Source organism: Pseudoalteromonas sp. C8 (assembly GCF_011378685.1).
GTDB lineage: Bacteria > Pseudomonadota > Gammaproteobacteria > Enterobacterales > Alteromonadaceae > Pseudoalteromonas > Pseudoalteromonas arctica.
The window spans coordinates 62,157-85,859 of the sequence record NZ_WTKT01000006.1 but is presented as its reverse complement, the minus strand read 5'-3'; the positions used below and the strand labels follow the sequence as shown (position 1 = coordinate 85,859).

The following is a 23,703-nucleotide window of genomic DNA, read 5'->3' as shown; positions in this document are numbered from 1 at the left end:
ACCCGTTGGTTAACATAAAACCACTGTATTTTAATCAATTTGTATTTTTGGTGTCACAAAAATAAGTAATTCACGCTTTTCATTAAACTCACTTGTGGTTTTAAATAGTCTTCCTACGTAAGGAATGTCACCTAAAATTGGCACTTTACTCGTAGTATTAATGATCTGCTGCTGGAAAATACCACCGAGTACTACGGTTTGTCCATTCTCAACTAACACTTGAGTTTGAATCTCTTGGGTATCAATAGACACTGCTTCACCTGTTCCCGTTTGTACAGTATCACCACGAGTATCTTGAGTAATAATTAAGTCTAGAATTACTTTATTATCAGGTGTGATATGAGGTGTCACTTCTAAGCTTAGTACCGCTTTTTTAAAGCTTACAGTAGTAGCACCACTTGAAGCTGACTCAGTGTAAGGGATTTCAGTACCTTGCTCTATTCGCGCCTTTTGCTGATTAGCCGCTATGATACGCGGACTAGCAATAATTTCGCCTTTATTCTCTTCTTCAAGAGCACTTAGCTCTAAATCAATTAATGTACCGTTAGCCAACTTTGCTATGTGCAAACCAATACTGGCCGCAGGATTAGAAATTGGTAAATTTACATTTAATCGATCTGAAATACTTGGCGCATTTGAAGTTGATGTCGCGTTATAAATACCTTCTGCGCCTTCAAGGGAGCCAGAAATACCAACACTACTGCCTTGATCACTAAACCCCCAGCGTACGCCTAAGTCTTCAGTAACGTTATCGCGCACAGTTACCATTCGAGATTCGATTACAACCTGCTGTACCGGAATATCGAGTGTTTCTATCATCCGGCGAATGTTTTCTATACTCTTTACAGTATCTTTTACCAATAAAGTATTTGTACGCTGATCAACCGATACACTACCGCGGGCAGTTATAATACTGTTCCTATCTGTTTTTAATAAGTCAGCAAAATTTTCGGCTTTAGCATAGTTTAATCGAATGTATTCACTATAGAGTGGTTCTAAGTCTTCAACTTGCTGTTTAGCTTTTAAATCTTTAGCTTCACGTGCCGCAAGCTCCTCTGCAGGCGCTACCATTAAAATAGAGCCATCCATGCGTTTGTCTAGCCCTTTAATACGCAATACTACGTCAAGCGCTTGATCCCACGGTACGCCATCTAAGCGCAGTGTTATATTACCTGTCACTGAATCACTGGTTACTAAGTTAAAATCGTTATAACCCGCAATAATTTGTAGTGCTGCTCGCACAGAGATATCTTGAAAATTTAAGGTCATAGGGCGACCTTGATACTCAACGCCACCATCTAAATAGGCGTTTTGCGTTTCATCTTTTTCTACCGTCAGCGTTAAAATATTATCTATTTGCTGGTACGTAAATGTAAACTGAGCGTTTGGCTCAATAACGACACGACTTAATCCATCTTCTTTAAAAGTCTCGATATTACTTACAACAGTACCAAAATCTAATACATCTAATTCATAAAGTAGGTCATCTAAAATATCGGTGTGATGAAAGTCAGCGTAAATTTTACCGCCACTTTCATGGACTTCAATTGCAGCTTGAGTGTCTTGTAAAAATACGAGTACTTTCGCTTCGCCCTTTTCACCACGTCTAAAATCAATTGATTGGATACGGTTGATGTAATTTCCACTTACATCACCTGAGTCCATCGCTACATCTTCATTTTCAGATTCTGTAAGAGGATTATCAGACACGCGTATTGATACTAAGTTGTTATGAACTTCAGTTTCATAAATTTTTAATCTATCTAAGTTTACCGTTACCTTTAAACCACTGTTAGTTAAAACATTAGTAACACTGCTAATTCCAGCTTGATTAACTTCAACATCATTTAAACCAACCTCTAACTCTGCGGTATCAAAAAACATTTCGATTCGGGCTGGGCTATTAAACACCTGAACTTTTGGCTCAAACGTTAACTCTTCATCAAAAACAAGCTGTAACTCAGTTTCGCCTTTAAGTAATGGATTATAACGAACATCATAAAGTAACGGCCCTGCAACGGCTGAATTTACAGTGACTAAAGCAACAGCAGCCAGTAATGTTCGTGAAATACGATGAAGCCAAAGTACATCCTTATGCATGCTATTTTTACCTTTTTTATTATTAATTTGCGCCATCTGTTGCCGCCTCTAACATTTCTAATTTAGTCAAGCGCTCTTTCCAACAGCCAGACCCATCAGGGATTAATTCCACTAACTCTATATAGTCGTTACTTACCGTTTTTACTTTGCCATCATAACTACCAAGGTAATTCCCTACCGTTACACGATGCAAAGTAGCGTCAGCTGCTGTTATTAATGCCCATATTTGTCCACTAGAACCAATTGTGCCTTTCATTGCTAAGTTATCTAGCGGGTATTTTTCTAACGGTTCGCGGCGACGCTCTTGATCTGGGTGCAAACAGTTTTTTACTTGCGTTAATTTATTTTGGATTATCTCAGGCTGAGGCGCTACAAACGGGCTACGTAGCTGACCAGCACTGTACTCAAATATTTCAAACTTTGTCAGCTCAGGAATTGATTCAACCTTTGGTGTTGTGCTTGCTTTTACTTGATCAATAAATTCTTTTTGCTCAGACGTATCATCATTACAACCACTCAAAACAAACACCATTACTACAGGTACTACGCGAAGGAGCTTCATTTTTTAACCCCTTCTTCATAACGATATGTTTTTGCAACAACACTAAATGTTAACTGTTTATCGCCCGATGATAAAATAGAAAAGTCATGTAAGCTTACAATTCGTGGTAACTGAGCTACTTTACCCACAAACTCACCAAATTCATGGTAGGTCCCTATCACTTCTATTTTAATCGGTAATTCAGTATAAAATTCTTTCTCGACTTCTGGTAACCAACCTATTTTTAAAAAAGTCAGACCACTTGTTGTGCCAACATACGACAAATCATCAAGTAAACCAGGGGTTTCGTTAGAGGTAGGTAAACGTTTTAATAATTGTGAAAACTTATCTTCCATTTCAATCATTTGTTGACGGTAGATCTCAAGCTTACTCGCGACTGCGTATTTAGTGCGATAAGTTGTGCGTAACTCGACCTCTTTCGCAACTGCACTGTGGTAACTATCAATTTCATCAGAAACTAATAGGCTATAACTAAAAAACAATACAAGTCCGGCAACAAACGTACAGCAAATTGCTTTAACTGCAATAGGCCAATCGCCAATGTTATCGAGCTCTATTTCATTCCAATCAATTTCACTCAGTGCTTTAAAATCAAGGCTCATCGCTAACCTCACCAATTTTATCAAATGGTTTTACATAAAATTCCATATTAAAATCACTAAGTAAACGCGAAGATTGATCGCCTGCAACAATGCCTTGCATTGAAGGATTCTCTAGTAAATATGAGCTTTGTACTTGGCGCAGCATTGTTGATAAACGATTATTAGATTCACTGCGTCCCAATACATGTATTTGGCTGCCTCTGCGCTCGAGTTTTGTTAAATAAACCCCACCCGGTACTATTTTGGCAACTTCATCCATTATTTGCGTACCCAAATTACGGCTGCTTTGTAATTCTTCAATGAGTCTCATACGCTGTTGTAAGTTTTCTTTTCTTTTATCTAAACTTCTAATTTCACTTATTTTTTTATCTAGCATGCTAATTTCTGAGCTTAAATAGTTATTCTTTAAGTTTTGACCGTCTTTTAATGCACTATAAAAAGAGCTTAATAAGTACATACTCGCAAAACAAAGTATAACGACACCAATAAGTATAGTTACAAATTTCTTTTTCGATTCTTCGCGCTGCGATTCACGCCAAGGAAGTAGATTTATATGTGGCATGTTGAAAAGCTCCTTAATGCCAACCCTGTCGCAATTGCAAACTGCGTTTTGTGACGCTGCATTACATTACGATCTACTTTTGGAGAAATTTCCATATTTTCAAAAGGCTCAGCAACGACAGAGTGAATACCTAGTTCTTCAATGAGTAATCGGTCAATACCTTTAATCATCGATGTACCACCTGTTAATACAATATAGTCGATTTGCTCTTTGCCACTGGTTGTTAAAAACATTTGCACCGCGCGTCGCACTTGTTGAAGTAACGAAGTTTGAAAAGGGGCTAATACTTCAAATGTGTAGTTTGGCGGTAAATCACCTGATGTTTTACCAATTTCAGCTTCATCAAACCCTTTATTATAATAAGCAACAATACTATTTGTATATTGGTCGCCACCAAAAACTTGGTCACGTGTATAAATTGTTTCCCCTGCTTGAACAACGCTCACGAGCATTAAAACCGCACCAATATCAACCACAGCCACACATTTATTAAATGCGTCGCTAGGTAATTGTTGGTAATACACATCCATTGCACGACTTAATGCATAGCTTTCTACATCAACTATTTTAGCTTCTAAATTTGCAGTTTCTAAAGCGCCAACACGCGCTTCTACACTCTCAGTACGAGCAGCTGAAAGCAAAACATTCATTTTACTAGGATCGGCCTCATTCGTCGAAAGCTTCTCAAAGTCGAGGCTCACTTCATCAAGAGGATATGGAATTAAACTATCGGCTTCAATTTCAATTTGCGACTCAAGTTCAGCATCAGTTAACGATACATCCATGAAGATCACTTTTGTAATGACTGTTTGGCCAGAAACAGCCACTGCTGCAGATTTTAACGACTTTGGTAATTTTTTTCTTAATTTTGTAATTACGTTACCAATCGCTTCAATATCTTGAATTGTGCGCTCACTCATTGCGCCTTTTGGCATCGGCTCAATTGCAAGTGCTTCGAGTCGAAATCCAGTTTCAATTTCACGTAAAAGCACAGCCTTAATAGAGTGTGATCCAATATCAATTCCTACCATCATTTGGGACGGTTTTTGAAATAGTTGACTTAGCATGTTTCAACTTGGCCTTTGTTTTAATAATAAACAAGTTATAATTTTTATATGAAAAAATATTATTCATTTTTTAATCAATATATACTAGCAGTCAAAACTCGCAATTGGGAGTCCATTTAGGGAAATATAAGTGATTTTATTAAAACGAACTTTACAATTTTTTATCATTTGTGTGTTAATTGGTCTGATTACTTTGATCAGTCTTTATTACTACGTTAAACCTGATATCCCCAGTGTGCAAGTTTTAAAAGACGTGCAATTACAAACTCCTATGCAAGTATTCACTAAAGATGGGCTTTTAATCAATCAATTTGGTGAAAAACGTCGTATTCCAGTGACTATTGATGAAATTCCTCAAACACTCATTAATGCATTTTTAGCGACAGAAGATAATCGATTTTACGATCATATAGGCATAGACCCTATTGGTATAGTACGTTCGGCTGTTGTTCTTATATCTACTGGCGAGAAAAAACAAGGTGCAAGTACTATTACTATGCAGCTTGCTCGTAATTTCTTTTTAACACGCGAAAAAGCATATATTCGTAAAGTTAAAGAAATATTTATAGCGCTTCATATTGAAGGAGTGTTAACAAAAGACGAAATTTTAGAGCTTTATCTTAATAAAATAGAATTAGGTAATCGTGCTTTCGGTATTGGTGCAGCAGCGCAAGTTTATTACGGTAAAGAGCTAAAAGATTTAACACTTGCACAAATGGCGATGATTGCAGGTTTACCTAAAGCACCTTCAGCTTTAAACCCAATTCGTAACCCAACGCGTGCAAAAGCACGCCGAAATGTAGTTTTAGGCCGTTTACTGACCGAAGACTATATAACACAAGAGCAATATAACGAAGCAACTAGCCAACCTATTACAGCTTATTTTCACGGTGCAGAAATAAACTTATACGCACCGTATATCTCTGAAATGGTGCGCGCTGAAATGGTTTCGCGCTATGGGGTAGATAAAGCCTACAACTCTGGTTTTAAAATTTTTACCTCAGTAGAGTCAAAGGTTCAAAAAGCAGCGCAAAACGCACTTGTAAATAACTTACACAGTTACGATATGCGTCATGGTTTTAGAGGTCCAACTGATGTTTTATGGAATCCTGAAACACAACCAGCTTTAACTGAGCAACAAATACTCAATAAATTACAGAGCGTAAATGAGTTAGGCACTTTAAAAGTTGCAGCAGTACTCAGTGTTAATAATAAAACAGCTACAGTACTACTTAAAAACGGTGAGCAAACAACTCTCAGTTGGGATAGTTTAAAATGGGCGCGTAAGTATATTACTCGCTACCGCCAAAGCTTTGCTCCAAAAGCAGCTACTGATATTTTAACGCCAGGTATGCAAATATGGGTACGTCAAAACGAAGATAACAGCTACTTATTAAGCCAAATACCAGAAGCATCAAGCGCTATTGTATCCCTCGATCCACAAGACGGTAGAATAAAAGCTATTGTAGGGGGTTACAGCTTTGAGCAAAGTCAATATAACCGAGCGATACAAGCTAAGCGTCAAGTGGGTTCTAATATAAAACCTTTTATATATTCGGCAGCACTTGAAAAAGGTTACACGCTTGCGTCTATATTAAATGATGCACCTATAAACCAATGGGATAAGAGCCAAGGTGTAGCATGGCGTCCTAAAAACAGCCCTGCTGTTTACAACGGTCCTATTCGAATTCGCCGTGCTTTAGCACAGTCTAAAAACGTTATTTCGGTGCGCTTACTACGTGGTGTTGGATTGCAACGTACAGCTGATCACTTACTAAAATTTGGTTTTAAAGACGCTGACATTAATCGTAGTGAATCATTAGCACTTGGTAGTGCTTCTATTACCCCGCTTGAACTTGCAAGAGGCATGAGCACATTTGCCAATGGCGGTCATTTAATTGAACCTTACTTTATCTCAGAAATTCAAGACGCTTACGGCAATGTATTGTTTAAAGCAAACCCTGCTCTTGCCTGTGACGAAGAGCCTTTGCCAACACACAATGCACTCTCAATGCATAATAGTGATGATGAAATGGAGCAAACGAAAAAATGTGCGCCGAGAATTATTTCTAAGCAAAATGCATTTTTAATTGCTGATGCTATGAATAGTGCAATTTGGGGGGGTGGTAGCTGGGCTCATAAAACAGGTTGGAGTGGAACCGGTTGGCGAGCACAAGCGCTAAATCGTCGCGATATTTCAGGTAAAACAGGCACAACTAATGACTCAGTAGATACCTGGTTTAGCGGTTTTAATAGTAATGTGATGACCTCAGTTTGGGTTGGCTTTGATAATCCGGGCAACGCTCTTGGTCGCTCTACATATAACAACAACCTAGATAGCAGCCAAATATCAGGTGCGGAATCTGGCGCTAAAACCGCGCAGCCAGCATGGGTTGAATTTATGAAAGCGGCACTTAAAGGCAAGCCTGAAGCCCCAATTGAGCCGCCTGAGGGACTTGTTTCTATTCGTATTGATTTAGCTACCGGCTTACTTAGCCATAAAAATGATTACACGAGTCGATTTGAATATTTTGAAAAAGGTACTGCACCTACAAAGTATGTGCTATCTCAGCCTAACGATATATTTGAAGAAGACACTAAAACAGAAGAAGAGCTATTTTAATAATATGTATGTAATACAAAAACGGCAGCTTATTTAAGCTGCCGTTTTTGTTTAAACCAAAGGTTTATTTTAAGTTTTGAACAAGCCAATATAAATCAGAGTGCACACCCGCGGCGGTCACTTCTCTACCCGCTCCTGGCCCCTGAATCACTAATGCGTTATCGCTATACCATTTGCTATTAATTACAAAAATATTATCGCCAGGTGTAAGGTTTGCTAACGCATCGCCATTAGGCACATACGCTATTCCCACTTTAGCAATTACTTCACCTTGTGTGATTTCTAACAAGCCCGTATATCTAAGTACTAAATTTTTAGACTTTGCTGTCACTGCATGCTCTTCGATGAACGCGTCTAGCTGTGCTTTTTTATTTAAAAAGTCATCCCAACTTCCCAGCGCAAGTTCATCTGGCATCAATGCCGATAAGCTAATATCGTCAAGTTCAAGCTCAACACCTAGCTCTCGAGCTAAAATAAGTAGCTTACGCTGCATATCTCGCCCAGATAAATCTTCTCGAGGGTCTGGCTCTGTGAATCCCATTTTTTGAGCTTCCAGTAGCAACTCAGAAAATGGCCTTGTTCCATCATATTTACTGCATAACCACGAAAGCGTGCCTGAGAAAACACCTTCTATACGTGTTATTTTATCGCCACTATTTTGCAAATCAGCCAAAGCAAAGTTAATAGGTAAGCCAGCGCCTACACTGGTGTTATATCGCCAATGTAAATTACGTTCTGTAATATTACTACGAAGTGCTTTATACCAAGTAGTCGGTGCTGTTCCAGCGTATTTATTAGCACTAATTAAATGACAGTTTCTATCTACAAAGTCTGGATATAACAAGCTAAATTGTTCACTTGCGGTAATATCAATTACAATTTTATGCTCGTAATCGAGCTCATTTATAGCATTCAGTAAATCTGCAGATTGATAGCTATTTGCCTCATGCTGCCATTGAGTTTTCCATTGCTGTGTATTAATACCACTTGCATTAAACAGCATTTTTTTAGAGCGAATTAGACCGACTAATTTAATACCAAAGTCATCCGATAAACGCTCAAATTGTGCCGATAACTGTTTAATAAAAACGTCGCCAACGTTACCAAGCCCCGCAACTATAATTGCGATTTCTTGGCCTTTATTAATTAGCTTATCGTGTAAGGCACTTTGTATATCACTATCTATAAATTGATCGGTAATCAATAAAGCATAGCCAGTATCTTGATGGACAAAACGAGGTTTTATGCTGTGGACTTTTAATAAATCTAATGCTTGTAAGCTCAATGTATTAACGTCTTGCTCAGGCGCTACAATTGCACAACCGTTTAAATTTGACTCACTAATATTTGCCCTACCCGCAAAATAATTAATAACCAGATAAGTTTGTGCTGCAGGTACTACTAAATACACTTCACCATTATGGTTAAAGTGATGGAGGCTATGCTGAATAAGCTGACTAACACTTGCAACCTCACCTTCACTTAATCCTTCAACCATTAATAGGTCAACATTTTGCAACGTGGTTATAAAGCGCTTTTTCTTCGCTGAACCTTCTTTGACTATATCTGTTGGACTTGCTTGTACGTCAAAACTACTGCGAACAGCTAGCTTAATATCTGTGTTTTTAAGTGGCGATAGTGTTTTTGCATGTAATACAGGGTTACCCAAACGAGCTAATAAATTAGCTTGCCCGCGACAAATTTTGCCGTATTTAATCGCTTTTTTTACCTTTCGAGGATCAGTGCTATACACCCCCTGTGTATCAGTCCAAATACATACTTGCTTAGCATTGCAATAATTTGCAAGTAGTGTTGCACTGTAGTCACTCCCATTTCGGCCAAGCGTTACTGTCTCGCCTTTGATATCTGCTGCAATAAACCCAGTAACAACATTTATTTTATTAGGCAAAATTAACTGCCCACATTGCTGCGCATTTTGCGCATGCATTAATTCGCCATCATTTAAGATAAAAAGAGTACGTGCATCTTGAGCGCATGCCTCAATATTTAGCTGCTGTAAATAAGTAGCGAGTAAACGTGCTGACCACAGTTCGCCATGTGCAAGTAATGCAGCCTCTTTTAGCTGCTCAGCTTGAGCAAGTTCTGCAATATAGCTAAGCTCGGTATTTAGTGTTTTAAGTGCACTTCGTTTTAAATCAGCTTCTAATAACTGCTCTATTAAATCACTTTGATGGTTATTTAACTGCAGTAAAATATCAGCTACTGCTTGAGTATCTTGTTTTTGATAGCTTTGCCAAAGTAATACTAGCGTATCGGTTGTCTTACCCGCAGCCGATACCACCACACAATCACCCGGTTGAGTATGTGTAATTATTATTTTTGCTACGCTTTGGTATCGCTCACTTGAGCTTAAACTCGAGCCACCAAATTTATGTATACAGTTAACCATATTAATCACCAAAGCGCCGGACGGGCTGCACTTAATTTAACGTTACCACCAGGAGTGCCTGCTCCTTTGCCTACACGGCCAACATTTTTATTTTGCCCTGGTTTTACAAGTTCAAACACTCGTTCAAAATCAGCGACTAAATCGTGTATATCTTCAATACCTACCGAAATACGAATAAGCGTATCGCCCACACCCGCCTCTAAACGTGCTGTTGCCTCCATACCTGCGTGCGTCATAGTTGCAGGGTGACAAATTAAGCTCTCTACGCCACCTAGTGACTCAGCTAAACTAAACGTTTTAAGGCTAGTTAAAAATGCCGCAGCGTCATTTATATCGCCTTTAATATCAAAACTAACCATGCCACCAAAACCAAGTTGCTGTGCTTTAGCCAGCTCATGTTGAGGATGTGACTCAAGACCTGGGTAGTAAACTTGGCTTACATATTCAGAGCTTTCAAGGTACTTAGCTATTGCCAGTGCATTTTCTTGATGCTGCCTTAGGCGCACATTTAAAGTACGTAAACCACGAAGCGTTAAATAGCTATCAAAAGGCGCACCCGTAATACCAATGTTATTAGCCCACCAAGCAAGCTCATCGCCTAACTCTTGTGTTGCGGCAATAACAGCGCCGCCTACTACATCTGAGTGTCCGTTAATGTATTTAGTGGTTGAATGCACCACAATATCTACACCAAAATTAATAGGATTTTGTAAAGCAGGCGACAAAAACGTGTTATCTGCAGCCACCAATGCACCGCATTGCTTTGCAACATCGGTAACCGCTTTAATATCTGTTAAACGAAGTACTGGGTTACTTGGGGTTTCTATCCAAATAAGCTTAGGTTTAATTACTAAAATTTGTTGAAGACTTTCTTCTTTTGTTAAATCTAATATTTCGAGCTTTAGTAGTCCGCGTTTTTGTAAAGATGTAAATAAACGATAGCTGCCACCATAACAATCATGTGGAATTACTAACGTATCGTCACTATTAAGTAGCTGAGTAGCTAAATGCACGGCAGCCATGCCTGTAGCTGTAATTATGCCACGAGCGCCACCTTCAAGCTTAGCAAGCGTCTCAGCTAAAATATCACGATTAGGATTACCGCTACGACCATAATCATACTCACGCTTAGTATCAAAGTCGGCAAACGAATAAGTAGTCGATAAATAAATTGGCGGTACCACCGCACCATGATGTTTATCAGCATCAACGCCGTTACGTACAGCAATGGTCGCTTTGTTTTTTTCGCTCATATTCGTCACCTGATTAATTTGGATGTTTAGACGTCTAAAAGAGTAAGTTATCCGTTTTGATAAGTCAAAGTATTTTAAAGCTCTAGATGGCTAAAAGTAGAAGGGGCCTCTGCGAATAACACATTTTAGCTCACAAAAGTGTGCTTATCTTTACACCTACAATAGGCTTATTAAGATAGATCGGTATCTATTATTTGACTATCTTTTTTAAATCGATAGAATTTCACGCATATTTACACGCTTTTTATACCGTGTGAGAAATTAATAATCTGAGGCAACGATACATCTTATGGCTAAATGGAATGGTGAGTATATTCACCCATACGCAGAACACGGTAAAAAATCAGAGCAAGTTAAAAAGATCACCGTTTCGATCCCGCTAAATGTATTAAAGGTATTAACTGACGAACGTACACGTCGTCAAATCAATAACCTTCGCCATGCTACAAATAGTGAATTGCTATGTGAGGCATTTTTGCATGCTTTTACTGGCCAACCTTTACCAAATGACGATGACTTACGTAAAGATAACGCCGAAAAAGTGCCAGAAGAAGTTAAAAAAATAATGCAAGAAATGGGTCTAGAAGTACCCGTTTTAAACGAAGAATAAATATTACAAAGATAAAAAAACCTCAGTAATTACTGAGGTTTTTTTATGTCTAAATTTTATTGCATAGCTCTACTATATAGATTTACTGCATATAGTTTTCAGGTAGCTCAATTTGTGCAACACCTGACTCAATAGCAGCAAGTGCAACAGCTCTTGCTATACGCGGCAGTAAACGTGGATCCATTGGTTTTGGAATAATATACTGCGCACCAAATTCTAGTTTATCTACACCAGCGGCTTTTAAAACTTCTGCAGGTACTGGCTCTTTGGCAATACTTCGAATAGCATCTACTGCAGCAATTTTCATTTCATCGTTAATAGCACTTGCACGTACATCAAGTGCACCACGGAAAATAAACGGGAAACATAAAACATTATTAACTTGGTTAGGGTAATCAGAGCGCCCTGTTGCCATGATTAAATCATTGCGTGCGCCGTGCGCAAGTGCAGGATCAATCTCAGGATCTGGGTTTGAACATGCAAACACAACTGGTTTTGCAGCCATTAGCTTTAAATCTTCAGCCGCTAATAAGTTAGGGCCAGAAACACCCACAAATACATCCGCATCTGCAATTACATCTTGCAATGTACGCTTATCGGTATTGTTAGCAAAAAGCTGTTTATATTCATTTAAGTCATCGCGGCGGGTATGAATAACACCTTTGCGGTCAAGCATATAAATGTGTTCACGCAGTGCACCACACTTAATTAACAGCTCCATACACGCAACAGCGGCAGCGCCTGCACCTAAACATACAATAATTGCATCTTCAATTGACTTACCTTGTACTTCTAGCGCATTTAACATACCAGCAGCCGTTACAATGGCAGTACCGTGTTGATCATCATGAAAAACAGGAATACTACAACGCTCTATTAATGCTTTTTCTATTTCAAAACACTCTGGTGCTTTAATATCTTCAAGGTTAATACCACCGAATGTGTCGGCAATATTGGCAACCGTATTAATAAAGTCTTCTGTTGTTTTGTGCTTAACTTCAATATCGATAGAATCAAGCCCTGCAAAACGTTTAAACAATAACGCTTTACCTTCCATTACGGGCTTAGACGCTAAAGGACCTAAATTACCAAGGCCTAGAATTGCAGTACCATTAGTAATAACCGCAACCATGTTACCTTTACCAGTATATTTATAAGCATTTGCAGGATCTGCAGCTATTTCACGTACAGGTTCGGCAACACCTGGGCTATACGCAAGTGCAAGATCATGAGCCGTTTCAGCTGGTTTTGTAAGCTCAATGCTAATTTTACCTGGTACGGGATGTGAGTGGTAATGTAGTGCTTGTTCACGAAAGTCAGACATAACGCGATGGTATCCTGCAATTTAAGTTAAAGTGAGAGATGGAGTCTTGGGGTACGATACCCTTATTATTTTTAAATTCCAAGCAATATCAGGTCTATCCTGTTATATGCTATATCCTATAATTTTAAGAGGTTTTTCAGTAACTTTGCAGGATTATATCAACATTTAATAAATAAAAATTCACCTAAAAAGTAAGTTTTAAGGTGCTTTTATGCCTATCAAAATCTTATAAAATGTATACTTAAAGTATCAGCATAAACTTAGAATAACAGCCTACTACCCTACTTTAAAAACAGATAAGCCCACGTTAGATACTTTTATCAACCTAGTTAAAAATTGTACTATTTAAAATATAGAGAATATCTATCGATTTGTCTGTAAAGGATTATGCATACTCAGAATAAGAATAGGAAATAGTTATGCAAAAGGAGGGGATAGTTAAAATTAACGAAATAATACCAATCTGCTTATATATGGGGTCTATTTAACGTTAAGAAAATTACGCTAGAACTAGGCAAAAATTTTTGTATCTAGTTGTTCTAAATAAAAAATTTTTAACGACGTTATAGTGCAATTTAATTCGTTAAATTGCTCAAAGATTTATGTAGGTTAGTTTAAGATAATAAATAACAAATTTTAGGCACAAAAAAAGCACCCTAAGGTGCTTTTTTTAACTAAACAGCAATAATTACTTCTTGCTGGCAAGTGCACCGAAGCGCTTGTTGAAGCGATCAACACGTCCGCCAGTGTCTAAAACTTTTTGCTTACCAGTGTAAAACGGGTGACACGCAGAACATACGTCTAAGTGAATGTCTTTACAAAGAGTTGAGCTAGTTTCGAATTTATTTCCACATGAACATGTTGCAGAAATTACTTCGTACTTAGGGTGAATACCTTCTTTCATAGGAACCTCTAGTTAAGGCCGCATCGCTCTCCAAACCCGGAGTTTGGCACCATACGTCGTTAAAACAAATTTGTTGGTGGCGGATTTTATCCAACAACCTCCCCCCACACAAGTATTTATTTATATTTTTGCCAAAAAAGTGAACAATCTCTTTCTCAAGCACTATTGCTAGTAGGTTTTTAGCGTTATTTTTAGTACATTACAGCATTAATTTTACGGGTTGAGTTGTTATGAGTTTTGTTGAAGTTGCTATTAAAGTTCCGCTTCCACGCACCTTTGATTATAAAATAGAAGAACAGCTCAGTGGCTTATCAACTCCTTTACTACCTGGCATGCGGGTTTTGGTACCTTTTGGTAATCAAAAAAAAGTAGCGGTTGTTCTGGGTATTAAAAGCAGTACCGACGTCCCTTTAAATAAAATTAAAAATATTATAGAGGTAATAGACGACGCCCCTATTTTAAGTGCCCAGCATTTAGAACTCCTTAGCTTTACTGCCCGCTATTATTGCTATCCATTAGGCGAAACTATTCATATAGCGCTACCTGGTGCACTTCGCCAAGGTGAATCGCCTGATAAAACCAGTATTAATATGGTTGCCCTGACAGAAAAAGGTGCAAAAGTACCGTCATTAAAAGCTAAAACACAGCTCAACCTATTAAAGCAGTTATCGCAATCAGGTAAGTCATCATTAACTGAGTTAAAAGCACTGGGCTTTAGTAAAAAAACAATAGATAGCTTAATAGATAAAGAACTCATAACACAAACTATTGAGCACGATAACCAATGGCAAAGTGTTGCTCCAACCGTCGGTAGTAAACCAGTACTTAATAAAGAACAAGCGGTTGCTTGCACAGCTATAAATCAAAGTACTGGCTTTAGCAGCTTTTTATTAGAAGGCGTAACGGGCAGCGGTAAAACCGAAGTGTATTTACAGTGCCTAGAAGAAGTACTCAAACGTGGCGAGCAAGCCCTCGTACTCGTGCCCGAAATCGGCCTAACACCACAAACCGTAAACCGTTTTCGCCGCCGCTTTCCTGATACACCCATTATGCTTTGGCACTCTGCACTTACCGACAACGAACGCTTACAAACATGGCGCTTTTGCGAAAAAGGCAGTTGTGCGATAGTTATTGGCACACGTTCGAGTATTTTTCTGCCATTTTTAAAACTCGGTATGATTGTTGTTGATGAAGAACACGATTCATCATTTAAACAACAAGATACGCTTCGCTATCATGCCCGCGACTTAGCTGCTTACAGAGCTTTTCAGCATAAAATTCCGCTTATATTAGGCAGCGCCACACCCGCGCTTGAAACACTTCACAAAGCAATTAATAACAAATACCAGCTGTTAAGTTTAACCGAGCGTGCGCAAACAGCGACTGACAACCAGTTTAAGTTACTCGATATGAAAGGTCAGCCCGACCAAGCAGGTATTGCACATGCAAGCCTTGCTACTATGCGTCAGCACTTAAATCGCGGTAAACAGGTTATGGTATTTTTAAATCGTCGAGGTTTCTCTCCAACCCTTATTTGCCATGAGTGCGGTTGGTTGAGCGAGTGTAAACGATGCAGTACCAGCGCTACATTTCATAAAGCGATTGGGCAAATGATCTGTCATCACTGTGGCGACCAGTACCCTGTCCCTCACCAATGCCCTGACTGTGGAAGTACGCAAATATTTCCTAACGGTAAAGGCACAGAGCAAATTGAAGAGTTTTTATCGACCGAATTCCCTGATACACCTGTTACTCGTATAGACCGCGATTCAACTCGCCGTAAAGGTAGCCTTGAAAAAGCACTTGATGAAATAAACCTAGGCGGCGCACGCATTTTAGTGGGCACACAAATGCTTGCCAAAGGCCATCACTTTGCAGATGTAAGCCTTGTTATAATTTTAGATGTAGATAGCGGCTTATACTCATGCGACTTTAGAGCAACAGAACATTTAGCGCAATTAGTCACCCAAGTAGCGGGGCGTGCTGGACGTTCAGGTGAGCCTGGCCAAGTGTTATTACAAACACACTTTCCAGAACACCCTCTTTTGCAAGACTTAGTTAATAATGGTTACCAAGACTTTGCCCGCTTTGCTCTTAGTGAGCGCGATGATGCTGACTTACCCCCCATTACAAATATGGCCATTGTGCGTGCACAAGGGCATAGTATTAAACTAGTCGTCGATTTTTTGACGGATTTGGTTCCTGTGAATGGGGTATCTGGTATACAATTGCTCGGTCCGATCCCTGCCCCACTTGAAAGAGTCGCAGGTATGTATCGTTTTCAATTGCATATTCAAGCGCAAGATCGTCGCATATTACATCAGTACCTTGCGCAAATGGTTGATTATTTAAGTACCAGTAAACTTGCACAAAAAGTACGCTGGAGCTTAGACGTAGACCCTATAGACATGATTTAGGTTAAGGCCAAAATAACACCATGGCACAGCACGATTATATTAATAAAAAGCCTGCAGGCAGAAACAGTAAAAAAAACGCACCCGCTAAAAAACCATTTCCTATTCTTTTAGCCGTTATAGCCATCTTACTTATAGGTGGTTTTGCCTACACACTATGGTTTATAAAAAGTAATGCCGATCCAAAACTTGTCGAAAAACAAGCTAACCCAACTGCACCCGCAAAAGTAGAAGTTGTTATTCCACGTACACCGGAATTTATTAAAGAAATTAGAAACCACGAGATTCAAGTTGAAGTAAAAGAACTTGAGCAAAAAGGTCCTTATGTTATGCAATGCGGTTCGTTCAGAACTCATGCACAAGCTGAATCGTTAAAAGCTAAAATCGCATTTGCAGGGCTCATTTCTGAGATAAAACAGGCTGAAGGCAGCAATGGTACTTGGTATAAAGTACGTTTAGGCCCTTATAAAACCAAACGCCAAGCCGAAAGCGATAAAAACAAACTTAAACGTGTAAAAATAGTCGGCTGCGGAATTTGGGGCTGGACTTGAAAATAAACCATTCACCCATATAACCTCATCATAATCGTTTTTTACGAGTTGCCTCTGCAGCTCGATGATGAGGAATAACATGACTACTATCGTAAGTGTTCGCCGCGGCGACAAAGTTGTAATTGGCGGCGATGGCCAAGTTTCACTTGGTAACACCGTAATGAAGGGTAACGCCCGCAAAGTTCGACGTCTTTATAATGGCAAAGTAATCGCTGGTTTTGCCGGCGGTACTGCTGATGCCTTCACTCTTTTCGAACGTTTTGAAAGCAAATTAGAAATGCACCAAGGTAACCTAACTAAAGCCGCAGTAGAAATGGCTAAAGATTGGCGAAGTGACCGTGCACTTCGAAAACTCGAAGCGCTGCTCGCCGTAGCAGACGAAACAGCATCTTTAATTATTACCGGTAATGGCGATGTAGTTCAGCCAGAAAACGATTTAATTGCAATTGGTAGTGGTGGTAACTTTGCGCAATCAGCTGCAACCGCCCTTTTAGAAAATACAGATTTAAGCGCTCGTGAAATAGTAGAGAAAAGCTTAACTATTGCAGGCAACATCTGCGTATTTACTAATAACTTCCAAACAATCGAAGAATTATAATAGGAACTATTATGTCTGATATGACCCCAAGAGAAATTGTTCACGAGCTAGATCAGCACATTATAGGTCAGGCTAAAGCTAAAAAAGCAGTCGCTATTGCGCTTCGTAATCGCTGGCGCCGTATGCAATTAAATGAAGATTTACGCAGTGAAGTAACACCAAAAAATATACTAATGATTGGTCCAACAGGTGTAGGTAAAACAGAAATTGCCCGCCGTTTAGCAAAACTTGCTAACGCACCATTCATTAAAGTAGAAGCGACTAAATTTACTGAAGTTGGTTATGTTGGTAAAGAAGTAGATACGATCATACGTGACCTCGTTGATGTTTCAATTAAAATGACTCGCGAACAGCAAACTAAAAAGTTTAAACATCGCGCCGAAGAAGCAGCAGAAGAGCGAATTTTAGATGCACTTTTACCACCGGTTAAAGATCAATATGGCGAAAGCCAACGCGACGATACTTCATCTACTCGCCAAACATTTCGTAAAAAATTACGTGAAGGTCAATTAGATGATAAAGAAATCGAGATTGAATTAGCGCAAGCTCAATCAAACGTAGAAATTATGGCGCCTCCTGGTATGGAAGATATGACCAACCAGTTACAAAGCATGTTTCAAAACATGGGCGGCGATAAACGCACTAAACGTAAGTTAAAAATTAAAGAGGCCTTCAAACTATTAACGGAAGAAGAAGCCGCTAAATTAGTAAACCCTGAAGAGCTAAAAGAACAAGCTATTTTTGCAGTAGAGCAAAACGGTATTGTGTTTATTGATGAAATAGACAAAATTTGTAAACGTGGTGATTCTTCAGGCCCTGATGTGAGCCGAGAAGGTGTTCAGCGCGACTTACTACCGCTAATTGAAGGCTCAACAGTAAACACTAAACACGGTATGGTTAAAACTGACCATATGTTGTTTATTGCCTCAGGTGCGTTCCAAATGTCTAAACCATCAGACATGATACCTGAGCTACAAGGTCGCTTACCGATTCGAGTAGAACTTGAACCACTAACTGCAGATGACTTTAAACGTATCCTGACAGAGCCGCATGCATCGCTTACTGAGCAACAACGAGAGCTCCTTAAAACTGAGCAAGTAACGATTGAGTTTAGTGATGATGCTATTGAGCGTATTGCTAAGGCAGCGTGGCAAGTTAACGAAAAAACCGAAAACATCGGTGCTCGTCGCTTGCATACTGTGATGGAAAGATTGATGGAAGAAATTTCATACGATGCTTCTGAAAAAGCAGGTTCATCACTTGTCATTGACGCCGCTTACGTTGAAAAACATCTAGGCGCACTTGTTGAAGATGAAGACTTAAGCCGCTTCATTCTATAAAACGAATATAAACGTTATACTAAAAGCCTCCAGATTGGGGGCTTTTTAATGGGATATATAAAATGAAACACGTTACAAAAGTGCATTACCACAGCGTGAGTAAAAATTTAGATGTTTATTTTAACGACGATAGCCAAGCAGTCTTTAGCTGTGAATTTTTACGCGTTCACTCTCCCTCTGCTGAAGTGCAAGGCCATGGCTCTGGTCCAATGAAGCTAGTACTTAATAAACAATCTGTAGGTATAAAAAACATAGTACCTGTTGGGCATTATGCACTGCGTTTAGATTTCGATGATGGTCACAATAGCGGACTGTTCAGTTGGAGTTACTTTGAAAAACTACAAGCGCAGCAACAAACGTTGAGCGATGAATATTCGGCACGCGTAGCCGAGCACGAACAAAACAAAAACAGTGTACCAATAAAGTTTATTCCTTAAACCTTATTGGTAACTTTAGGTGGGTATTTTTAGATTAGTTAACCTAAACCCTGGTTAAGATATTTACTATCCAGGGTTCAAGTTAGTTACACTTTAAACTTATCAATAGCGCTAAATAACACTCTAGCTTGCTCAGATACTTCTTCGCTAGTTTGGGCGTTTTTAGCAGCATGTTCAGTTGCATCTTGCGCAATGTCGCGAATTCTTACTACATTTTTATTAACCTCTGATGCCACTTGGCTTTGCTCGTCAATAGCAACCGCTATTTGAGAGCTCATTTCCATTATTGTTTGTACATCTTCAGTAATTGCGCCTAATAACTCACCTGCTTTAATTGCTTGCGAGGCACTTTCATCGCCTTGAGAACGACATTTGTGCATAATACTTACCACTTCTTGAGTACGCTGCTGTAAGGTACTTATAATACCTTCAATCTCACTCGTAGACTCTTGAGTACGCTTCGCTAATGAACGAACCTCATCTGCAACAACAGCAAAGCCACGACCATACTCACCAGCACGGGCCGCTTCTATTGCCGCATTAAGTGCGAGTAAATTTGTTTGATCTGCAATCCCCCGAATTACATCAAGCACTGAACCAATTGTTTCGCCATCTTTTTCAAGTTGCGACACTACATTTGATGCATTCCCTAACGAATCAGATAGGGCCCTAATGTGCTTAACGGTAGAGTCAACTTCACTGCGCCCTTGTTGAGCACTTAAATTTGTTGACTCTGCTTTTTTAGCAGCCGCTTCAGTATTATGTGAAATATCCTGAATCGTCGCCTGCATTTCGGTGGCTGCAGTTGCAACCATGTCGGCTTCATGTAATTGCTCTTGCATACCGGAGCTTGTTGCTGCAGTACTTTCTGATAAATGCTCTGTTGCTATATTAAGCGTATTTAAAGCACCATTAACTTCGTTAATTAAGTTTTTAAAATCGCCTATTAAGCTATTAAAGTCGACCGTCATGGTGGTAATTTCGTCTTTACCTGTTTGCTCTATCATCACGCTTAAATCATTATTACGACGAATATCGTTAATGGTGTGATAAACCCGCTCTATAGGCACAATAATCGAGCGGCTCGTGAAATAAACCAACATCAAAACAATAATGCCAGCAATCACAAAAATAAGAATGGCTAAAAATTGTGCCTGTTCAACGCTTTTATCTACCTGTTGCTTAGTGCTTAATAGTATCTGCGCAACGATTGCATCACTTTGTTCAACACTTTTACGCATTTTTCCAAGTGCACCTGAATTTAAATCTAAGCCCAATTCAACCTGTGCCTGGACCAATGCTTGAAATTGCGTTTGGTAGGAATTTAAAAAGCCATTTAATTGAGCTGTATACCCCGTATCAAATTGAGCCTGAGCGATTTGCTGCTTTAAAGTATCAACCTCTTCATCAAATCGAGTTAAATACTTAAGATCAAAACGTAGCATAAAATCTTTTTCAGCCCGTCTTAACTGTAATATAGAAGATAAGAGTTTGTAATTACCTTGCTCTTTGAGCAAGCTTTCAACCTCGTGTACTGCACTTCTTAGTTCGCCATACAGCCCATCTTTTGGGTGTAATCCAATGCGTTTTTGTAGCACAACAACACTCATAAAGTCATTGTTATAAGTACTTACCAAACTATCTAGATTACTTATTTTTTGGGTTTCGATACCCTGCTCTTGCATAATTACATTCAACTTAGCAATCTTACTTTTAAGCTGGTTATAATCTTGTTCAAATAAGTCTAATGCTTCTTCTTGTTTATAAAAAAGAAAGTTTTTTTCATGTTTACGCAGTTCTAATTCATGGATATTAAGCTCTTCAGCAAGCTGAATTGTTTTATTTAAGCTTAACGTTGTTCTCGCTTCATAAATTATTACGCATAAAAGGACCACCATTGCTAAACCAACAACGACTGCGTTTAACTGTAAACGTCGTTTGATTGTTAAGTTTTGTAAAAAATTCATCGCTAACGCCTTTTTTAAATATGCATTTGTATTATAGCTGATAGCTCAGAAGCGACTCATTAATTTAACTTTTTATTATTGGTTATTCTAAGCTACTTAATTATGATGGCTATAAAGCGACACTATCCCACAAACCTTTGTGTAACGATTGTGTGTTATTCCACTGTTGTTTAACCAACCAATCAATTAAAGGCGCGGGATCGCTAGGGTAATTTATTTGCTTATTTTGCGGGGCGCTATTCCAGTCATCAAGGGCTTGCGGGTTTAAATAGTTCATAACATGCGCCATGCCCATGGCAAACAAAGTTTGTGCATTTGCGGTTTGCTCAAACTGCCCATCTAAAGGCTTTAATAGTAACTTCTTACCTAACTTAAGCGCTTCACTGGCAAGCTCAAACCCCGCATTACCAATAACGCCACTCGTGTTTGCTAAGTCATTTAAAAAGCCAGAACGTGAGGGTGGTCGCAAATGTATATGTCCAAAAGACTGATTGCAGGCATTTGGGTGATAACAATAAAATTCTTTTTCGGGAAAGTCTTTTAAGTAATCAACAATGCTATCTAAGTTTTCAAACGGTAAATATACCAATACCTTATTTAGTACCGCGACAGGGTTCTCATGATTATGATGAGCAATAAAAGGCGGGATTATATTATTTGCAAATGGCTTCCAGTGTACGCCTAAGTAGGTAGATGCTGGTGCATAATGCTTGATGAGTGATTTTCTAAGTACACCACGACCAAATATAGGTACGTTTTCTGACAAAAATGCGGCTTGGTGACTAATACCGATAACGGGTATATCGGCCCGTTTTGCAGCCCATGCTGTGACTGGCTCAAAGTCATTAAGTACAAAATTGTACTGTTTTATATCAAGCGATTTTATATCACTCACCAGCTTACAAACTCGCATGTTTTTAAGTGTTTTTAAATTTTTCACTTGCCCATTTTCAGTACTAAACGATAAGCCCCGATACACTTTATAATCTGAGAATTCGTGCATATCAAAGTAATCTTTATTTGCTCGCCCTGAAAACACATAATCAACATCAATACCAAGTTTATTAAAGCAACTTGCCATAACCCTAGCCCGCGTTATATGACCATTACCGGTACCCTGCACTCCATACAATATTTTCATACAGGTACCACAAGCGCTAATGCGAATAAGCCACAAACACTGCCAATAATCGCACCTATAATAATATCAGCAGGAAAATGTACGCCTAATACAACACGAGAAATAGCCACACCAGCAGCCCAACTAAGTAGTAGCCATATATATTCAGGGAAAAAGTGACTTAGTATAATCGCAACTAAGAACGCTGCAGCGCTGTGACCCGAGGGCAAACTAAATTTATCATTGGGTACTATGTAAGCATTTGTTACTAAGCAGTCGCATGGACGGATGCGGGCAAATCTATTTTTGGCCAGTAAATAAATGGGCCTTTCTATAGCAAAACCAACTAATATCGTTACCGGTAATAATTGTTGCTGCTCATTATTACTAAGCCACCACACCGCTAAACACACAAGTATGTAAAGCCCACCATCACCGCTTTTAGATAAGCCAAACGCCATTGTTTTAAACCACTTCGGTGAGTTGCAATTAAACAGAGTTAAAAATAATTGCTCATCTAGCAGAGCTGCCTTTTTAAACATATTATTGTTATACATCACTTCCCCTCATTGCATAATATATGAACACCGATTTAGCTTATGTGTTGTAAATAACAATTGAGTGACGCTTTTAAGACACTATTATTGCGATTAATGATTTAGCGCTTGTTTTGTCTAAATTTACTGCGATTAAGTCGTTGTTATTGCTTATAAGGAGGGTATACTGAGGTATAAATTAATGTACCTTTTGAGGATAAAATAATGGATTACAGCACTTCTGATTTATGTGACCACTTTGCTGATGTGGTTGACGTGCTAGAGCCAATGTTCATCAACTTTGGTGGTCGACACAGCTTTGGTGGCCGCATTAAAACGGTTAAATGTTTTGAAAATAATGAACTGATCCGCGAATTACTTTCTCAAGACGGTACAGACTTAGTGCTTCTTATTGACGGTGGTGGCTCAACTCGCCGTGCACTTATTGATATTGAATTGGCCGAACTTGCACTTGAAAATAACTGGAATGGTATTGTTGTTTACGGCGCAGTACGCCACGTTGATGAGCTTGAAGAACTTGATTTAGGCATTCAAGCAATTGCTTCTATCCCTGTTGCAGCTGACAGTGAAGGTGCTGGCGAGGATGCTATAGGCGTTAACTTTGCCGGTGTATCATTTTTTGATGATGACTTTATTTATGCCGATAGTACTGGCATTGTTTTATCTGCAGAAGAATTAGAATTGGAAGTTGTAGAAGTATAA

20 protein-coding genes are annotated in these 23,703 nt (G+C 39.0%); 8 read left to right on the top strand and 12 right to left on the bottom strand.

The window, feature by feature from the left end:
- Positions 1 to 30 precede the first annotated feature (30 nt).
- The 5 genes from GQR39_RS07655 to GQR39_RS07635 are packed head-to-tail and all read right to left on the bottom strand — an operon-like array spanning position 31 to position 4,893.
- Positions 31 to 2,136 carry a type IV pilus secretin PilQ family protein gene (locus GQR39_RS07655; RefSeq protein ID WP_165735270.1) on the bottom strand — a complete coding sequence of 702 codons (2,106 nt, stop codon included), beginning with the start codon at positions 2,134 to 2,136 and terminating at the stop codon, positions 31 to 33.
- Complete coding sequence (locus GQR39_RS07650) at positions 2,123 to 2,662, bottom strand: pilus assembly protein PilP (protein WP_007586272.1); 540 nt, start codon at positions 2,660 to 2,662, stop codon at positions 2,123 to 2,125. Before GQR39_RS07650 ends, GQR39_RS07655 begins: the two co-directional genes overlap by 14 nt.
- Entirely contained in the window at positions 2,659 to 3,264 is a 606-nt protein-coding gene (locus GQR39_RS07645) for a type 4a pilus biogenesis protein PilO (protein WP_007586270.1), read from the bottom strand. Before GQR39_RS07645 ends, GQR39_RS07650 begins: the two co-directional genes overlap by 4 nt.
- Entirely contained in the window at positions 3,254 to 3,826 is a 573-nt protein-coding gene (locus GQR39_RS07640) for a PilN domain-containing protein (protein WP_007586268.1), read from the bottom strand. The genes GQR39_RS07645 and GQR39_RS07640 overlap by 11 nt, the downstream gene beginning before the upstream one ends.
- The gene (locus tag GQR39_RS07635) at positions 3,814 to 4,893 is read right to left on the bottom strand and encodes a pilus assembly protein PilM (protein WP_165735269.1); all 1,080 of its coding nucleotides are present in this window, start codon (positions 4,891 to 4,893) and stop codon (positions 3,814 to 3,816) included. The genes GQR39_RS07640 and GQR39_RS07635 overlap by 13 nt, the downstream gene beginning before the upstream one ends.
- Positions 4,894 to 5,023: 130 nt before the next feature.
- On the opposite strand from GQR39_RS07635, the gene GQR39_RS07630 reads away from it, so the two are divergent.
- Positions 5,024 to 7,516, top strand: coding sequence for a PBP1A family penicillin-binding protein (locus tag GQR39_RS07630; protein ID WP_165735268.1), 2,493 nt, complete (start codon positions 5,024 to 5,026; stop codon positions 7,514 to 7,516).
- 64 nt (positions 7,517 to 7,580) lie between these two features.
- Here GQR39_RS07630 and metL read toward each other — a convergent pair whose 3' ends face one another.
- Positions 7,581 to 9,926, bottom strand: coding sequence for a bifunctional aspartate kinase/homoserine dehydrogenase II (metL, locus tag GQR39_RS07625; protein WP_165735267.1), 2,346 nt, complete (start codon positions 9,924 to 9,926; stop codon positions 7,581 to 7,583).
- 5 nt (positions 9,927 to 9,931) lie between these two features.
- Positions 9,932 to 11,179, bottom strand: a complete 1,248-nt coding sequence (gene metB, locus GQR39_RS07620; RefSeq protein ID WP_165735266.1) for a cystathionine gamma-synthase — start codon at positions 11,177 to 11,179, stop codon at positions 9,932 to 9,934.
- Between the two features lie 289 nt (positions 11,180 to 11,468).
- On the opposite strand from metB, the gene metJ reads away from it, so the two are divergent.
- Positions 11,469 to 11,789, top strand: a complete 321-nt coding sequence (gene metJ, locus GQR39_RS07615) for a met regulon transcriptional regulator MetJ (protein ID WP_007586263.1) — start codon at positions 11,469 to 11,471, stop codon at positions 11,787 to 11,789.
- Positions 11,790 to 11,871: 82 nt separating this feature from the next.
- Here the strand turns inward: metJ and GQR39_RS07610 are convergent, their stop codons facing one another.
- Positions 11,872 to 13,113, bottom strand: a complete 1,242-nt coding sequence (locus GQR39_RS07610) for a malic enzyme-like NAD(P)-binding protein (RefSeq protein ID WP_007582028.1) — start codon at positions 13,111 to 13,113, stop codon at positions 11,872 to 11,874.
- Between the two features lie 688 nt (positions 13,114 to 13,801).
- Positions 13,802 to 14,017: a 50S ribosomal protein L31 gene (gene rpmE / locus GQR39_RS07605; RefSeq protein WP_007582029.1), complete on the bottom strand. Its 216-nt coding sequence runs from the start codon at positions 14,015 to 14,017 to the stop codon at positions 13,802 to 13,804.
- Positions 14,018 to 14,247: 230 nt separating this feature from the next.
- Here rpmE and priA point away from each other — a divergent pair, with 230 nt between their 5' ends.
- The 5 genes from priA to GQR39_RS07580 all read left to right on the top strand — a co-directional run bounded on the left by priA (position 14,248) and on the right by GQR39_RS07580 (position 19,357).
- The gene (gene priA, locus GQR39_RS07600) at positions 14,248 to 16,434 is read left to right on the top strand and encodes a primosomal protein N' (protein WP_024594431.1); all 2,187 of its coding nucleotides are present in this window, start codon (positions 14,248 to 14,250) and stop codon (positions 16,432 to 16,434) included.
- 20 nt (positions 16,435 to 16,454) lie between these two features.
- A complete protein-coding gene (locus tag GQR39_RS07595) occupies positions 16,455 to 16,982 on the top strand; it encodes an SPOR domain-containing protein (RefSeq protein WP_165735265.1) in 528 nt (175 codons plus the stop codon).
- A 79-nt stretch (positions 16,983 to 17,061) separates the two neighbouring features.
- The gene (gene hslV / locus GQR39_RS07590; RefSeq protein ID WP_002958366.1) at positions 17,062 to 17,580 is read left to right on the top strand and encodes an ATP-dependent protease subunit HslV; all 519 of its coding nucleotides are present in this window, start codon (positions 17,062 to 17,064) and stop codon (positions 17,578 to 17,580) included.
- 11 nt (positions 17,581 to 17,591) lie between these two features.
- On the top strand, positions 17,592 to 18,920 hold the full coding sequence (gene hslU / locus GQR39_RS07585) for an HslU--HslV peptidase ATPase subunit (RefSeq protein ID WP_007582032.1): 1,329 nt from the start codon (positions 17,592 to 17,594) through the stop codon (positions 18,918 to 18,920).
- Between the two features lie 62 nt (positions 18,921 to 18,982).
- Positions 18,983 to 19,357 carry a gamma-butyrobetaine hydroxylase-like domain-containing protein gene (locus GQR39_RS07580; RefSeq protein ID WP_101217277.1) on the top strand — a complete coding sequence of 125 codons (375 nt, stop codon included), beginning with the start codon at positions 18,983 to 18,985 and terminating at the stop codon, positions 19,355 to 19,357.
- A gap of 86 nt (positions 19,358 to 19,443) precedes the next feature.
- Here the strand turns inward: GQR39_RS07580 and GQR39_RS07575 are convergent, their stop codons facing one another.
- From GQR39_RS07575 to GQR39_RS07565, 3 genes are all read right to left on the bottom strand, one after another.
- On the bottom strand, positions 19,444 to 21,324 hold the full coding sequence (locus GQR39_RS07575; RefSeq protein WP_165735264.1) for a methyl-accepting chemotaxis protein: 1,881 nt from the start codon (positions 21,322 to 21,324) through the stop codon (positions 19,444 to 19,446).
- A 109-nt stretch (positions 21,325 to 21,433) separates the two neighbouring features.
- Positions 21,434 to 22,465, bottom strand: a complete 1,032-nt coding sequence (locus tag GQR39_RS07570; RefSeq protein ID WP_165735263.1) for an MJ1255/VC2487 family glycosyltransferase — start codon at positions 22,463 to 22,465, stop codon at positions 21,434 to 21,436.
- On the bottom strand, positions 22,462 to 23,001 hold the full coding sequence (locus GQR39_RS07565) for a phosphatase PAP2 family protein (RefSeq protein ID WP_165735262.1): 540 nt from the start codon (positions 22,999 to 23,001) through the stop codon (positions 22,462 to 22,464). The genes GQR39_RS07570 and GQR39_RS07565 overlap by 4 nt, the downstream gene beginning before the upstream one ends.
- 204 nt (positions 23,002 to 23,205) lie before the next feature.
- On the opposite strand from GQR39_RS07565, the gene rraA reads away from it, so the two are divergent.
- Positions 23,206 to 23,703 carry a ribonuclease E activity regulator RraA gene (gene rraA / locus GQR39_RS07560; RefSeq protein ID WP_002959955.1) on the top strand — a complete coding sequence of 166 codons (498 nt, stop codon included), beginning with the start codon at positions 23,206 to 23,208 and terminating at the stop codon, positions 23,701 to 23,703.

Coding starts and splice junctions, on each gene's coding strand:
- rpmE (WP_007582029.1), bottom strand. CDS start 14,017: ATGAAAGAAGGTATTCACCCTAAGTACGAAGTAATTTCTGCAACATGT.
- hslU (WP_007582032.1), top strand. CDS start 17,592: ATGTCTGATATGACCCCAAGAGAAATTGTTCACGAGCTAGATCAGCAC.
- priA (WP_024594431.1), top strand. CDS start 14,248: ATGAGTTTTGTTGAAGTTGCTATTAAAGTTCCGCTTCCACGCACCTTT.
- metJ (WP_007586263.1), top strand. CDS start 11,469: ATGGCTAAATGGAATGGTGAGTATATTCACCCATACGCAGAACACGGT.
- GQR39_RS07635 (WP_165735269.1), bottom strand. CDS start 4,893: ATGCTAAGTCAACTATTTCAAAAACCGTCCCAAATGATGGTAGGAATT.
- GQR39_RS07595 (WP_165735265.1), top strand. CDS start 16,455: ATGGCACAGCACGATTATATTAATAAAAAGCCTGCAGGCAGAAACAGT.
- GQR39_RS07565 (WP_165735262.1), bottom strand. CDS start 23,001: ATGTATAACAATAATATGTTTAAAAAGGCAGCTCTGCTAGATGAGCAA.
- GQR39_RS07650 (WP_007586272.1), bottom strand. CDS start 2,662: ATGAAGCTCCTTCGCGTAGTACCTGTAGTAATGGTGTTTGTTTTGAGT.
- GQR39_RS07575 (WP_165735264.1), bottom strand. CDS start 21,324: ATGAATTTTTTACAAAACTTAACAATCAAACGACGTTTACAGTTAAAC.
- rraA (WP_002959955.1), top strand. CDS start 23,206: ATGGATTACAGCACTTCTGATTTATGTGACCACTTTGCTGATGTGGTT.
- GQR39_RS07640 (WP_007586268.1), bottom strand. CDS start 3,826: ATGCCACATATAAATCTACTTCCTTGGCGTGAATCGCAGCGCGAAGAA.
- GQR39_RS07580 (WP_101217277.1), top strand. CDS start 18,983: ATGAAACACGTTACAAAAGTGCATTACCACAGCGTGAGTAAAAATTTA.
- metB (WP_165735266.1), bottom strand. CDS start 11,179: ATGAGCGAAAAAAACAAAGCGACCATTGCTGTACGTAACGGCGTTGAT.
- GQR39_RS07570 (WP_165735263.1), bottom strand. CDS start 22,465: ATGAAAATATTGTATGGAGTGCAGGGTACCGGTAATGGTCATATAACG.
- GQR39_RS07655 (WP_165735270.1), bottom strand. CDS start 2,136: ATGGCGCAAATTAATAATAAAAAAGGTAAAAATAGCATGCATAAGGAT.
- GQR39_RS07610 (WP_007582028.1), bottom strand. CDS start 13,113: ATGTCTGACTTTCGTGAACAAGCACTACATTACCACTCACATCCCGTA.
- hslV (WP_002958366.1), top strand. CDS start 17,062: ATGACTACTATCGTAAGTGTTCGCCGCGGCGACAAAGTTGTAATTGGC.
- metL (WP_165735267.1), bottom strand. CDS start 9,926: ATGGTTAACTGTATACATAAATTTGGTGGCTCGAGTTTAAGCTCAAGT.
- GQR39_RS07645 (WP_007586270.1), bottom strand. CDS start 3,264: ATGAGCCTTGATTTTAAAGCACTGAGTGAAATTGATTGGAATGAAATA.